Genomic DNA, 13,386 nt, shown 5'->3' on the forward strand with positions numbered 1-13,386 from the left:
CGGCGGACCGAGTCCGCCGCGGGGCGCAGGCGTTGCTTCTCCAGGAAGGCTACTTCTTCCGCAGGCCTTCCAGGACGTTGGCGGGCCGCTGCATCTCCCCATGCCGTGCGCCCAGGACGATCACGGTTCCGGCGAAGGCCGGGATGACCCACTGCAGGAACTTGAGCTGGCCCTGTGCCGCCTTCAGCTCATCGGAGGCCGTGGGCGAGGGCTCCGTGGCGCCCTCGGCCCCCTCCTCCGAGAGCTTCTCCACCTTCTTGCCGACCCCACGCGAGTACAGCGTGACGGCCGCACCTGCAACTGTCACCGCGGCCTTGATGATCGTGAGCCGCTTGACGTCCGCCTGCTTGGCCAGCCGCCCCTTGTTGTCCGCGACGAGGAACGCCCCCGCCACAAGGTGGGAGACGAAGGCTGCGGTCTGGAGCGGTGCCCACTTCTTCCAGCCCGCGTTGGAGAGGCGGGTCCGCTCGGTCGGGTCCTTGGCCTCCGATGTTGCCCCGTTCAGCCCGACGGCCCCCATCAGGGAACCGCCAAACCAGGCTGCCGCGGTAAGGTCGTGGACGGAACGGGCAAAAAGATTGTCTGTCATGGTGCACTCCTGGTCGTTCCTGGTTGTTGGATTCGGATAGGCATCCATAAGCCAACTTACTATTTAGGACGGGGAACGGGAAGAGCCAAAGTCGGGCCGCGCAGCCCGACACCATGGCCGCTTACCTTGACCGCAGTCGGAAACCTGGCATAGGCTCGGCGATCGTTCCCATTCTGCGGCCCGGTCCGCAGGTGATCCTGTCCCCCGATCTTCCGGAGGAATCCATGACCATTCCAGCTGCCTCTGCCCCTGTCCGTCTGAAGGTGGAAGCCTCCCATCCGCTGGAAGCGGAAGAACACCTCAACGCCGCCATTGCCGAACTGCAGCGCCTGGCTATGGCCGAGCGCCGGCAGGGCATCCTCATCACCCGAACCGCCCCCGGCTGCTACACCGTCGCCCTCAGCGACCTGGTGCCCTTCGGCCAGACCCTGGAGGACCCCGAGGAACCGGCTCCGGTTTCCTGATTCCAGCTCACGACGCCGGCACCTAGCCACCTGCCCAAGGGGGGTCTAGTCTGGAGCCACCTTTGCGGACCACCTGTGAGCAGGAGGAACCATGCCCGGCCTTTCCCAGCACCAGCAGTCGAAACAACCCCGCAGCATCCTGGCCGGTCCATACGGCCACCCGTTCCACCCAATCCTGATCACCATTCCCATCGGCGTCTGGACGGCGGCCCTGGTCTTCGATCTGGTGGCGATGTTCACCGGCGACACCGAAGTGTTCGAACGCGGCGCCCTGTGGCTGACCGGCATCGGCATCGTCGGTGCCCTCCTGGCGGCGATCTTCGGATTCCTCGATTATCTGCAGCTGGCCGCGGGCACTCCCGCCCGCCGCACGGCTACCATCCACATGGTGCTCAACCTGGCCGTGACGGTGCTGTTCATTGCCGTGTTCCTGGTACGTTCCGCAGTCGGCTATGACGAGGTCAGCATCGCGGCCTTCATCATCAGCCTGGTCGCGCTGGGCCTGCTGGGCGCCTCGGGGAACCTCGGCGGCAAGCTCGCCTACCACTACGGTGTCCGGGTGGCTGACGAGCAGACCCAAAGCGAAGGGTTCCGGTGAGGGGCCGGCACCGCGCCCCGGTCGTCGTCATTACCGGAGCGTCCAGCGGCATTGGCCGCGCCGCAGCGCTCGGCTTCGCCCGGAAAAGGGTCTGCCTGGTGCTGGCCGCCCGCAGCGCAACCAGCCTGGAGGACGTGGCCGCCGAATGCCGGCAGCATGGAGCCCAGGCGCTTGTTGTCCCCACCGAGGTCTCCGAGGAAGCCCAGGTACAGAACCTGGCGCGCGCCGCCGTCGAACATTTCGGCCGGATCGACGTGTGGGTGGGAGCAGCGGCGGCGTACGCCTACGGCACCGTGGAACAGACACCGCCGGAGGTCTTCGAGCGGCTGCTGAAGGTGAACCTGACCGGGCAGCTCCACGGTGTGCGGGCGGTCCTGCCCACGTTCCGGGCGCAGGGCCTGGGCACCCTGATCCTGGTGGGCTCCGTTTTCTCGAAGATCGCTGCTCCCTATGTGTCGGCCTATGCGGCCAGCAAGTTCGGCCTCGCTGGCTTCAGCCAGTCGCTGCGCCAGGAACTGCTCGCGGAGAAGGGCATCCACGTGTGCCTGCTGCTTCCTGCGACGATCGACACCCCGATCTACCAGCATGCGGCCAACTACACGGGCCGGGAAGTCCATCCGCTGCCGCCGGTCGTCAGCCCGGAGCGGGTGGCGCGGGCCATCCTCCGGTTGGCCCAGCATCCGCGCCCCGAGACCGTCGTCGGCAGGATGCAGGGAAGCTTCATTCCCTTCCAGCGGGCGGCGCCGCAGGTCTATGACCGCGCTATCGCCCGGCTGATGGGCAGCTTGGGGGTGCGGGGTGACGGCGTTCGCGCTTCCGAAGGCACAGTGTTCACTCCCCTGCCGCTTTCCAACGCAGTTACGGGCGGATGGCGTTCGACGCGCGCCCGGCTGACCGCCGGCGGCTTGGCAGGTGCGGCAGCGGTGGTGGCATTCCGGCGCACTCGGGCAGGGCACTGACCAGCGCCTTCAGACAGGCCGGCCGCCCTCCGGGTGAACCATGGGAAACTCAGGGCATGGCACATTTCCCCTTGGGCGATTATGAGCGGTTTGTTCCGCAGCTTCCTTCCGGACAGATCCCGCGCTCGTCGTCGATGTGGACGTGGCGGGACCACCGGGTCCATTTGCAGCATGTGGGTGATCCGGATGCACCGGTCCGAATGCTGCTGGTCCATGGCGCCGGCGGAAACACTGCAGCCATGTGGCCCTACGCCGCTCATCTGTCCACGGTCGGCACGCGGGTGACGGTCCCTGACCTGCCAGGCTACGGCCTGACCGAGGTACCGGACCCCGGATCCGTCCGGTACCGCCATTGGCGGCAGCTGCTGATCGACCTGGTCGAGGCTGAGCAGGACGAACGGCCGCTGATGATCGTCGGCGCCAGCATGGGCGGACTGCTGGCCTACGATGCGGCCGCAGCGACCCGGAAGGCAGCGGCGCTGGTCGTGACCTGCCTGCTGGATCTCCGCGCCGGCCACGTCCGCGAGCGCCTGACCTGGCATCCCGCCCTGGCCCGGGCAGCCGGGCCTGCCATGCGCCTGCTCGCCGGTCCGCTGGCCGGCCTGCGGATGCCGATCCGGTGGATCGCGGACATGCGCCATATCGCCAACAACCCGGGCCTGGTGCAGGAAGTACTCAAGGACAAGCGGGGCGGCGGCGGACGGGTTCCATTGGGATGGATGCGCAGCTTCCTGGAAGCGGCCCCGGCGGTGGAGCCGGAGAGCTACACCGATACGCCCGTACTGATGGTCCATCCGGCCGACGACAGGTGGACGCCGCTGAAGGTCAGCAAGCCGTTCTTCGACCGGATCGCTGCCGAAAAGGAGCTGGTCATGCTCGAAGGCTGCGGCCACTTCCCGGCCGAGGAGCCGGGGTTCAGCCAGATGATCAAGGCAGTCCAGAGACTCCGCGACCGGCTGGTCTAAGTGTGCCGGAGCCACGGGCTCTTCCCTAACGCGAGTCCCTACCGCGGCTCCCTACCGCGTCACCGGCTCCGTGGCCTCCAGCATCCCCAGTTCCGCACGCCGCGGCATCCCCTCCCAGTCGCCGGGCACCAGGCAGGCGAACGCCCCCACCCGCACGGCGGTCCACAGCCGGTGTTCCACGCCGGCGCCGGCCAGCAGCTCCGCCACGTACCCAGCCACGAAGCCGTCGCCGGCGCCGACCGTGTCCACGGCCCGGACAGGCACGGCCGGCTGGACGTACGTGACGCCGTCGACCAGCGCGGTGCAGCCCTCCGCGCCCTGCTTGATCACCACCTGCGACGGTCCCAGTTCCGCCAGCCTACGGGCCAGCTTCAACGGATCGTCAGTGTGTCCGACGGCGAGCGTTGCCTCGTCCTCGCCGGCAAAGACCACATCCGCACGGGCCGCCAGCTTCCGAAACACCTGGCCGGCCACGTCTGGTGTCCAGAGCGCTGCCCGGTAGTTCAGGTCGAAGGAAACCAGCGTCCCGGCCTCGCGCGCGCAATCCACGGCATGGTCGACGGCGGCGGCTGCCGTCGCCGAAAGCCCCGGGGTGATGCCGGTGATGTGAAGCAGGCGGGCCTGCCGGATGGCGTCCTCCGGCACATCGCCGCGGTCCAGCCGGGAGCCAGCGCTGCCGCTCCGGTAGTACCAGACCCTCTGCGACTCCGCCGTGCGGCGTTCCTTGATCATTAGCCCGGTGGGTGCGGCAGAGTCGCGGACGGCCGCCGTCGTAATGTGCTCGGCGGCCAGTTCGCGCAGGATTTTATCGCCCAGGCTGTCAGCGCCCACCCTGCCGGCCCACGTCACCGACGTGCCCAGGCGCCGCAGCGCGATCGCGAAATTGCTCTCCGCGCCGCCCATGCCCAGGCTGAGCGTGGAAACGTGCTGCAGCGGGCCCGGGGTGTCCGCCCGCATCAGCGCCATGGTCTCGCCCAGGGTGACGACGTCGGTGGCCGCCTGGATGCCTGCCGTTGCGGTCATTTGCCGGTCCCCTTGGCCTGCCGCGCGGCAACCGCATCGGCGACCAGCCCGCTGACCCGCCGGGCTCGTTCGGTCAGCTGCGCCAGGTCGCCGCCGGCGAAGGCGTCCCTCAGCAGCGGCCCGCCCAGGCTGACCGCCAGCGCACCGGCCTTGATCCAGCCCGGCGCGTCATCGATCCCGACGCCGCCGCTGGGAATGACCTGCAGCTGTGGGAACGGACCACGCAGCTGCCCGATGTACCCCGGTCCCACGGTGGAGGCCGGAAACAGCTTCACCGCGGTGGCACCGGCAGTCCAGCCGGCCAGCAGTTCGGTCGGGGTCAGGCCGCCGGGGAAGACGGGGATGCCGCGCTCCACCGCCGTGCGGACCACGTCCAGGTTCATCACCGGTGTCACCAGGAACCGGGCGCCCTGGTCCAGGGCCAGAGCTGCCTCTTCCGGAACCGTGATGGTTCCGACGCCGATCTCCGCCGCGCCGCCGAACTCCTCCACGATGCGCGGGAGCAGGTCGTAGACGCCCTCGGTGCTCAGCGTCAGTTCGATCGAACGGACGCCGCCGCGGATCAGTGCGTCGATAACCGGCGCGTACTCGGAGGCATGCTTGGCACGCAGCACGGCGACGACGGGATTGTCCAGCAGGATGGCCGAGGGCGCGGGCCGGGAGGCTGTTGTTGGCGTAGTCATGTGGTTCATTCTCGTTCGTTTGTCTGAGTAGGCCAACCGGCCGCCGTCGGAACCTGGCCCCGCGCCTTGTCGACAGCAGCGCGACGCCGCCCGGGCGGAGGGGTGCCGAGTCTGCTCACTTTCTAGCGCCCTCAGCGCCGAAAACCAGGCGTGTTGCCGCAACACTCCGGGTTCCGGTTCTGGAACATGAGCAGTCTGAGCACGGGACCTGAAAGCACGACGCCGGGCGGCCACCTTATCGGGTGCCGAGCCTTGAGGTGTCGTTGCCGCAGGCGAAGCCAATGCTACGGACAGCCGACTGCGGGGACATCCGGGGCCCTACCGGAAGTATGCCGTCTGAACGCAGCACAGCACTGCTGCCCCGGCCGGCGAAGTCCGGCCGGGTAACCCGCGGCTGCGGAAGCAGTATTCAGGCTCAGGCGTAGAGCTGCGACGGTTTGTGGGTGGACTTCTCGATGTCCGCCGCCGTGGCCTCGATCAGCTGATGCGCCAGGTCCGCCAACGCCCGTGCCGCCGCCAGCTCATCGCCGATCGCGGGCACATCGGAGTCGGTCGGATTCAGCCGTGCCAGCCCGTTGCCTGTCAGTTCATTCTTGCCTTCAGCCTGCAGCCGCGCCGTGGCGCGCGTCTGGCCTTCGTGTTCGTCGATAACGACATTTACCGACCAGTTCTTCACTTCCATGGTGGTCGCCTCCTCGAAACAGAACCGAGGATCCCACCGTCAAGGTGGTCCGTCAAGAGTGCCGGACCCGGAGCCCCCAAGGACTCAGAAGGCCACCCGCGGCAGGGCGTGGCCCAGGGCAGGCAGCGCCATTTCCGTGACAGCCTGGATGGCGGTCACCGTGGCGAAGCCAGCGGAAAGCAAGGCAAAATCGCTGTCCGGTGCCGGCTCCTCCTGGGTATCGGCGACCGAGAGCCGCACGTGCTGATGGCCCCGTTCGGCGATCGTGGTCTGGACGATGCCGAATTCGGCCAGTGTTGCCGGCCGGTACTCGGGGGGCTCAGCGCTGACCGCATTGGGGACATTCAGGTTCAGGACCGTGCCCGGGGCCTGGTCCATGAGGAACGGCAGCAGCCCGGTGGCAAGCCGTGCACACTGGCCCCAGTGCAGATGGACGGGGTGCATGCCCGTGTCGAGGGACACGGCCATGGCGCGGCCTCCGTTCGTCCCCCCGGTCAGGGCGGCCCCCACGGTCCCGGAATGCAGGATCGCCCTGCCCACATTCGCTCCGCGGTTGATGCCGGAAAGAACGACGTCGGGAGCGTCACCGAAGGCGCCGTGGGTGGCGATCATGGCGATAAATGCCGGGGCGCCATGGACGGCGAAGGCGGGCACGCCGTCGAGCCCGTCCAGTTCCCGCCGGTCGATCTGGATGCGTCCCTCGTTCTCGGACGCGGTGATCGATGCGCTGCTGCCGCTGGCTTCCACTGCAGGAGCGGCCACGGTGACATTCAGTCCGGCTTCGTGCACGGCAGCCGCCAGGGCCCGCAGCCCCGGAGAGTCGATGCCGTCGTCGTTGGTCACGAGGACCATCCTTGGCGTGGTCATTGTTTCCGTATTTTCTGTGCGAGCTCGTCCGGGCTCAACTGCTCTTCGGGTTCCCCGTCGGCGCCTTCCTGGAACGGAACGATCCTCACCAGCCGGGACAGCTGCCGGATCGTCGCCGCCTGGCCGGTTCCCAACCCATGGCGGGTCACGTTCAAGGCTCCGGCTGCGGTGCCCAGGATGACCGCCTCCTGCATGGTCCCGCCGTCGGCAAGGACGGCAGCGACGCCGGCAGTCAGCGAGTCCCCGGCGCCGCTGGTATCGACGCTTTCGAGCTGCGGCATGCGCACTTCGCAGACCTCGTCTTCGTGGAGCATCAGCGACGGGTGCTCGGCGCGGGTGACAATCACGGTGTCGGCGCCTTCGCCGGCCAACCGGCGCATGGCCTGCACGATCTCCTCCGGGCTGTCGCCGCCGGCGCGGCCGCTGGCCATGAGCTCGTCGTCGGCAATCTTCAGGAAGGCCAGTCCGCCGGCCAGCGCGGCGGTCAGCTTCTCCCCCGCCAGGTCCGCGATCACCGTGCAGCCAGCGGTACCCAGATCCGCCGCCAGACGCCGGTACATATCAGCGGGCACGGCGTCTTCCCGGGCAGTCCCGGCCAGAATGACCGTTCCGGCGTCCAGTCCGGCCTGGATGGTCAGCCCGTAGAGCTCGTCCAGTTCATGGCGGGTGAGCCGGTCCCCCGGCGACTCCGCAACCACGTAGCGCATGCCGCCCCGCCGGTCATGGAGATACGCCCCGCTGCTGCCCTGGCCTTCGACGGTCATCAACCGGATTCCTTCATCGGCGATCAGATGCCGCGCCACGCGCCCGGTTTCCCCGGAGAACACGGCGCACATGGTCACCGGTGCGCCGAGCGCGTTGAGCATGCGGGACTGCCACACGCCTTGGCCCCCGGCATGGACATGGATATCTGCGGCGCCTTCAGTCTCCTCCACGGTCACGGTCAGGACTGGGGAAGGAGCGAAGATTACGACGCTGCCCATGGTTGCCTCCGCGCTTCGCTGGAATTGTGGCCTTCGGGAATTCGACGGCGGCGCTCGTCCACGAGGCACATCCTAGTCCGGGGCAACGGGATCCGCGAGGGCAGGACTAGGCAGCCACCAGGGTCCGGTTCAGCTCCAGTCGAAGAAGCCCTTGCCGGTCTTGCGGCCAAGTTCGCCGCGTGCGACCTTGTCGCGCAGGATCTGCGGCGGGGCGAAACGGTCGCCGAGCGTCTTGTGCAGGTACTCGGCGATGCCGAGGCGCACGTCCAGGCCGACAATGTCCGTGGTCTTCAGCGGACCGGTGGGGTGCTTGTAGCCCAGCACCATGGCGTTGTCGATGTCCTCGGCGGTCGCGACGCCCTCCTCAACCATGCGCATGGCCTCAAGCGCGATCACCACGCCAAGCCGGGAGCTGGCGAAGCCCGGGGCATCGTTGACGACGACGGCCGTCTTACCCAGCGCCTGGACCCAGCCGCGGGCGGTCGCGACGCCCTCCTCAACCATGCGCATGGCCTCGAGCGCGATCGCCACGCCAAGCCGGGAGCTGGCGAAGCCCGGGGCATCGTTGACGACGACGGCCGTCTTACCCAGCGCTTGGACCCAGCCGCGGGCGGTCTCGACGATCTCGGGCCGGGTCTGCTGGCCAATGACTACCTCGATGAGTGTGGACGCCGGGACCGGATTGAAGAAGTGCAGCCCCAGGAAGTTCTGCGGCCGCGCCAGCTCCCTGGCCAGCCCGGACACGGACAGCGACGACGTATTGGAGGCCAGGAACGCGCCGGCGTCCAGGTGCTCCTCGATGCCGCGCAGCGAGGAGACCCTGAGGTCCCACAGCTCGGGCACGGCTTCGACCACCAGTTGGCGGCCGGCGAAATCCGAGTAGTCCACGGACACCGATAACCTGGAGACCATCTCGTGGAGGCTGCCGTCCGCGGCGCCGCGCTCTATCGATTTGGCGGCGGAGGACTCGATGCGTTCGCGGGCGGCGTGCGCCGAGGCCTCGTCCCGCTCAACGACCACGACGTCGGCCCCCTTGACCAGGAACGCGTGGGCGATGCCGGCGCCCATGCGTCCGCCGCCGAGAACACCGACCTGTGTGGGGAGCGCGGTGGGCTGTGCTGAGCTGCTCATCTACTTCTTCTTCCTGTCGAGGAATGCCTGCATGCGGTCAAACTTGGCCGGGGACTCAAAGAGCATGCCCTGGGCCAGGGTGTCGATGACGGGATGGGCCTCCCGCGGGGCGTGGAACACAGCCTTGGAAATCCGTACGGCCAACGGGTCCTGAGCGGCAACGGCGTCCGCCAGTGCATGTGCCGCGCTCATCAGCTCCTCCGGCTCGACCAGCTCGGTGATCAGCCCGACGGCCAGGCAGTCCTCGCCGCGCAGGACCTTCCCGGCCAGCAGGATCTGCTTGGCCACCGGCTCCCCGACGAGCTCCTTCAGCCGCCAGGTCGCCCCGGCCGCGGCCATGATCCCGAGGTTCGTCTCCGGGTTGCCCATCCGCAGGGCCGGGGTGCCGATGCGGAAGTCGGCCGCGTAGGCCAGTTCCGCTCCGCCGCCGAGCGCGTATCCGTCCAGCGCGGCGATCACCGGCATCGGCAGCTTCGCGATCCGGTCGAAGATCCCGGAGTTGATCCCGGCCAGCGCGTCGTCACTCGTACCTGTTCAGCGAGGAGTACCGTCTGGCGTTGTCCACCCCTGAACAAAGCTTTACGTCCCGTGTGCGCCAGTTTCTGAAGACCGTGACAGAAGAAGAACGGTCCACCATTGGGTGGAAGCGCGTCCACCATGCACTGTCAGAAATGGGCCTAGATCAGTAAGTCGCAGTGGGACCTGAACCTGTCCCGCCCGCCGCATCCAACAACCGGTCAAAACTCGCAATCCCGTAATCGGGCGGCGTGACGGTCACAATGACGCGTACCGTAGAGACCGTGTTCTGCCCGGGCTTCGCTCCCGGTGTCCGGACGACGGCCAGGTCGATCCCGGGAATCCCATTGACAGGCAGCGGGTGGTGCTTTCCGTTGTCGATCAATGCTCGGAGCTCCGGAACGGACAGCTGAGCATTCGGATCGCCGGTCAGAGCCAGGATCGTGTCATTCACCTTGGCATTGAGATTGCGCAAGAACCCGTGGGCCGCGGAGATCTGAGCGGCGATGCCCAGCACGGTGAAGGTGACGGCGAAGATGGCAGTGAACCACGTCACCGCCCCGAAACTTCTCAGTCCGGGGATGACAATCATCAGGACCAGGCACAGAACGAACCCGATGATGCCCATCCCAACGAAGACGCTCCCAACATTCTGACCCGCCGTGCCTGGCCACTGCTCGGAAGTGAAAGTACCGATGATGTGCTGCTCCGGCGCCGGCTGCTTGGCCATGCTCAGGTCCCCTTCACTTCCAGCAACGCCTCGGCCAGGATGATGGCCTCCCGCGCCTGCTTCAGATCGTCCCGCAGGCCCCGGTCCGGAACGGGCGGCACAGCCCCGTCATACGGTGCCCCGCTGACCTCCGCGACAGCCTTATTGAGGCTCTCCCGTGCCTGCGAAAGCATCCGGGACGTCGTCAACTTGTCCCGACTCTTCTGGAGCTCGCGCAGGGAACTATCAATCTCGTCGCAGCGGTCCTGGATGGCGGCGAGCCTCTCCCCTACGCGGTCCGTGCGGTTCCGGAACATCGACTCCATCTTTAGCGCGATATCGTGCAGTTCGCTCAGCGACCCGTAGTCTTTCGGCGTCCCGCTGTGGCGGGCCAGCAAGGCTTCCGCGCGTGCACGCCGCTGTGCCCACAGCTGGAGGCCGGTGTCGTTCTGGTCGAATAGCGAAGCCACGATCATCAGCGATTCGGTGAGCGCGGTCCGCCGCGCGCTGAGGTTCTTCTTGGCTGTGTCCAGCCGGTCAATGAACTCGGCATAGTTGTCCTTGGGCGCGTTGCGGCGGTCGCTCCGGCTAGCCATGGGGGCCTCCGGGTTCGAAACCGCCCAGCTCCAGCAGCATGGCCTTCCTCTTTCAACGATCGGCCCGGGGTTCCATCCTACGTTTCCGTCTTTCGCCGAAAAAGGGCTGCCGGCCGGCCAAGGCTGCCGTCGCTCATGCCGCCGGTGGGCTCCAGGTAAGACATCATGGAGCGCCTGAAGGTGTCCCGCTGCAGCTCCTCCCCCAGCACCGCTTCATGGATGCGGCGAAGCTCTCGGAGCGTGAAGGGCTCGGGGACCAGGCCGGCCGGATCCGGCCGCTCCCGGTAGTCGGCGCGCACCTTCTCGACGGCCTTGGCCACGATCGCCGGATGGTCATACGGCAACTTGCCGATCCGCGGATCGTCCACTCCCAGCAGTTCCACGGTGTGGCCCGCCAGCGTCTCCGCCAGCAGTTCCATGGGGACCGCGTCCACATGCGCCACGGACAGCACCCAGCCGCGGTCGTCCCGGCACGGGTCGTCGAAGACGTGGAGCTGCCGCGGCTGCCGCCCGGTGATCCCCGCCTTGTTCTTCAGCGAGCGCAGGACGGCGCCGGCCAGCGTCTCCTCGTCGTGCAGGAACGTGCCCGGCAGCGCCAGTGTCCCCTTGAGATGCTCCGCCTCGCGCCGCACCACCAGGACCTTCAGCTCCCTTTCGGAAACCGTCAGCACCGCGGTGTCGACGGCGACCGAGGGCCGCGGGTAGTCGGTGAGGGGTTTGCCGGCGTTGTCCATATAGGTCACAAAACTATTTTGCGCACTATTGCTTTAATTCGGCAACCCGCCCTACGCTGGAGAAAGAGCAGAAATGCTCAAAGTCGTTCGGACAGGTTGGGGGACCTCATGAAAATTCCGCAGCTCCACGTCGGCGCCGGCACGCAGGCCGGACCGCTGACCGTCTTTTCGGTGTGGACCGCCGCACCGGCAGTCACCGGCCTCGGCGCGGCCAGTCCGGGGACTTCACCGTCACGGAATTGGCGGACGGACCGCAGGTCCAGCAGCTCACCGTGACCAACACGGCGTCAAGCCCGCCCTGCTCCTCGAAGGGGAGCTGCTGGAAGGCGGGCTGCAGCACCGGACCAGCGCAGCCGACGTCGTACTTCTGCCCGGCGAGCGCCGGAACATCGGCACCTACTGCGTGGAGCAGGGCCGCTGGCTCGGCGGCGGGGACCACCGCCGGCAGAAGCGCCGCGCTCCGCTGCTGGTCCGCGCCGAACTGGCGATTCACCGCGGCACCGCAGCCGCCCAGCCGCGGGTGTGGGACCGGGTGGCGCGGTTCAGCCAGGTGCACGGCCCGTCGGAGACCGGATCGCTGGTGGACCATTTGGAGTCCTTCCGCCGCTCGGGCGCCCTTTCGGCTGCGTCGAAGGTCTTCCCTGCCCTGCTGGACGGGCAGCGCGGCGTAATCATCGGACTGGGCGGTGTGCCTCTGCTGGAGGTCTTTGGCAACGCGCTGCTGCTGCGCCGGCGCTACCGGGCGCTGCTCGAGTCCGCGCTGCTGGAGGCCAGCCTGGTCCACCCCAAGTACCGCGACCGCTCCACTCCCGGCTGGCTGGCCCGCGGGCTGGCGGCCAAATGCGGACCGCTCCCCTGGCCCTGGCCTTCCTGGACCGCGACGAGGCGGGACTGTGGCAGGCCGCAATGGACATCAGCGCGCTCACCCACTTCGACCCCGAGGCCGGCGAAGCCTGCGCCCTCTGGTCCGTGGCCATCCGCCGCGCTATCCTCACCGGCGAGCTGGACCTCCGCGGCGGGCTCCGCTTCCTGCCGCCGGAGCGGGCGGACGTCTGGCGGCGGCGGATCGAGACCGCCGAGGCGTCCCGGCCGCGCGACTTCGCGCACAACGGCTGGGTGGTCGAAGCCTTCCAAGGCGCCTGGTCCGCCATTACGACGGAGTCCGCCGGGATGGCCGGTCCCGTCACTTCCGGTCCGGATCTCCTGCGGCGGGCGCTGGAGGAGGCCGTGCGCGGCGGCAATGACACGGACACCGTCGCGGCCATCGCCGGCGGGCTGCTGGGCGCTGTCTACGGCTGGTCGGCGGTGCCGTTCGAGTGGCGCCGGGACCTGCACGGCTGGCCGGGCTACACCGCCCGCGACCTGCTGCGCTTGGGCTCTCAGCTAGTCAGGGGCCGGGGCCGGACGCCGGGGTCCTGGCCGGAGGTCGGAGTTTTCGACAACTCCGGGTTCATCAGCGATGACCGGACGGACGTGGTGGCCCACCCGCTGGATCCGGACGTGGTTCTGGGCGGGGCCCGGGCCCTGCGCCGGGACGGCTACGACGCCGTCGTCTCCCTCTGCCGGGTCGGCACCGCCGAAACCCACGTGGCTGAGCGGGACCACGCCGCGTTCTGGCTGGTCGATTCGCCGGAGACCGAGGACAACGCGCACCTGGACTTCGTGCTCCGGGACGCGGCGGCCGCCGTCGCGCTGTTCCGGTCCGAGGGCAAGCGGGTGCTGCTGCACTGTGTCCGGGCAGAGAGCCGGACTCCGACCGTGGCGGCGCTGTACGGATCCCTGGCCGCCGAGGTGACGCCGCTGGAAGCGCTGGATGAGGTGCGGAAGGTGCTGCTGGCGGCACGGCCGAATGCGCGGTTTCTGAAGGTGCTGCGGGCGTAAAAAATT

General features: G+C 68.2%; 15 protein-coding genes and 2 pseudogenes. 6 read left to right on the forward strand and 11 right to left on the reverse strand.

Translation table 11 applies throughout. The annotated features are described in order from the left end of the window. Positions 1–49 precede the first annotated feature (49 nt). Complete coding sequence (locus tag AC5RWU_RS07420; RefSeq protein ID WP_494030377.1) at positions 50–589, reverse strand: hypothetical protein; 540 nt, start codon at positions 587–589, stop codon at positions 50–52. 224 nt (positions 590–813) lie between these two features. On the opposite strand from AC5RWU_RS07420, the gene AC5RWU_RS07425 reads away from it, so the two are divergent. The 4 genes from AC5RWU_RS07425 (at position 814) to AC5RWU_RS07440 (ending at position 3,575) form a co-directional block, all read left to right on the forward strand. After that, a complete protein-coding gene (locus AC5RWU_RS07425) occupies positions 814–1,053 on the forward strand; it encodes a hypothetical protein (protein WP_494030378.1) in 240 nt (79 codons plus the stop codon). A gap of 91 nt (positions 1,054–1,144) precedes the next feature. After that, positions 1,145–1,651, forward strand: coding sequence for a DUF2231 domain-containing protein (locus AC5RWU_RS07430; protein ID WP_494030379.1), 507 nt, complete (start codon positions 1,145–1,147; stop codon positions 1,649–1,651). Beyond that, entirely contained in the window at positions 1,648–2,610 is a 963-nt protein-coding gene (locus AC5RWU_RS07435) for an SDR family NAD(P)-dependent oxidoreductase (RefSeq protein WP_494030380.1), read from the forward strand. The genes AC5RWU_RS07430 and AC5RWU_RS07435 overlap by 4 nt, the downstream gene beginning before the upstream one ends. Before the next feature lie 56 nt (positions 2,611–2,666). Then, a complete protein-coding gene (locus AC5RWU_RS07440) occupies positions 2,667–3,575 on the forward strand; it encodes an alpha/beta fold hydrolase (protein WP_494030381.1) in 909 nt (302 codons plus the stop codon). Positions 3,576–3,626: 51 nt separating this feature from the next. Here AC5RWU_RS07440 and AC5RWU_RS07445 read toward each other — a convergent pair whose 3' ends face one another. The 10 genes and pseudogenes from AC5RWU_RS07445 to AC5RWU_RS07490 all read right to left on the reverse strand — a co-directional run bounded on the left by AC5RWU_RS07445 (position 3,627) and on the right by AC5RWU_RS07490 (position 11,499). Beyond that, positions 3,627–4,598 (reverse strand): sugar kinase, encoded by a 972-nt coding sequence (locus AC5RWU_RS07445; protein ID WP_494030382.1) that lies wholly within the window; start codon positions 4,596–4,598, stop codon positions 3,627–3,629. Next, a complete protein-coding gene (locus tag AC5RWU_RS07450) occupies positions 4,595–5,281 on the reverse strand; it encodes a bifunctional 4-hydroxy-2-oxoglutarate aldolase/2-dehydro-3-deoxy-phosphogluconate aldolase (protein ID WP_494030383.1) in 687 nt (228 codons plus the stop codon). The genes AC5RWU_RS07445 and AC5RWU_RS07450 overlap by 4 nt, the downstream gene beginning before the upstream one ends. Positions 5,282–5,696: 415 nt before the next feature. Beyond that, entirely contained in the window at positions 5,697–5,963 is a 267-nt protein-coding gene (locus AC5RWU_RS07455; RefSeq protein WP_494030384.1) for a DUF1876 domain-containing protein, read from the reverse strand. Positions 5,964–6,047: 84 nt separating this feature from the next. After that, positions 6,048–6,815 carry a 5'/3'-nucleotidase SurE gene (gene surE / locus AC5RWU_RS07460; protein WP_494036951.1) on the reverse strand — a complete coding sequence of 256 codons (768 nt, stop codon included), beginning with the start codon at positions 6,813–6,815 and terminating at the stop codon, positions 6,048–6,050. A gap of 11 nt (positions 6,816–6,826) precedes the next feature. Beyond that, positions 6,827–7,813, reverse strand: a complete 987-nt coding sequence (locus tag AC5RWU_RS07465) for a 1-phosphofructokinase family hexose kinase (protein ID WP_494030386.1) — start codon at positions 7,811–7,813, stop codon at positions 6,827–6,829. 129 nt (positions 7,814–7,942) lie between these two features. Next, a complete protein-coding gene (locus AC5RWU_RS07470; protein WP_494030387.1) occupies positions 7,943–8,944 on the reverse strand; it encodes a 3-hydroxyacyl-CoA dehydrogenase family protein in 1,002 nt (333 codons plus the stop codon). After that, positions 8,945–9,466 (reverse strand): annotated as a pseudogene (locus AC5RWU_RS07475) (enoyl-CoA hydratase/isomerase family protein); the annotation flags it as partial. Positions 9,467–9,626: 160 nt separating this feature from the next. Continuing rightward, the gene (locus AC5RWU_RS07480; RefSeq protein ID WP_494030388.1) at positions 9,627–10,190 is read right to left on the reverse strand and encodes a hypothetical protein; all 564 of its coding nucleotides are present in this window, start codon (positions 10,188–10,190) and stop codon (positions 9,627–9,629) included. A 2-nt stretch (positions 10,191–10,192) separates the two neighbouring features. Next, positions 10,193–10,765 carry a hypothetical protein gene (locus tag AC5RWU_RS07485; RefSeq protein ID WP_494030389.1) on the reverse strand — a complete coding sequence of 191 codons (573 nt, stop codon included), beginning with the start codon at positions 10,763–10,765 and terminating at the stop codon, positions 10,193–10,195. Between the two features lie 77 nt (positions 10,766–10,842). Beyond that, on the reverse strand, positions 10,843–11,499 hold the full coding sequence (locus AC5RWU_RS07490; RefSeq protein WP_494030427.1) for an NUDIX hydrolase: 657 nt from the start codon (positions 11,497–11,499) through the stop codon (positions 10,843–10,845). A 331-nt stretch (positions 11,500–11,830) separates the two neighbouring features. On the opposite strand from AC5RWU_RS07490, the pseudogene AC5RWU_RS07495 reads away from it, so the two are divergent. Both AC5RWU_RS07495 and AC5RWU_RS07500 read left to right on the forward strand, forming a co-directional pair. After that, a pseudogene (locus AC5RWU_RS07495) lies at positions 11,831–12,223 on the forward strand (ARPP-1 family domain-containing protein); the annotation flags it as partial. A gap of 89 nt (positions 12,224–12,312) precedes the next feature. Then, on the forward strand, positions 12,313–13,380 hold the full coding sequence (locus AC5RWU_RS07500) for an ADP-ribosylglycohydrolase family protein (protein WP_494030428.1): 1,068 nt from the start codon (positions 12,313–12,315) through the stop codon (positions 13,378–13,380). Positions 13,381–13,386 lie beyond the last annotated feature (6 nt).

The sequence above is a fragment of the Arthrobacter sp. B0427-1-12 genome, from assembly GCF_059092905.1.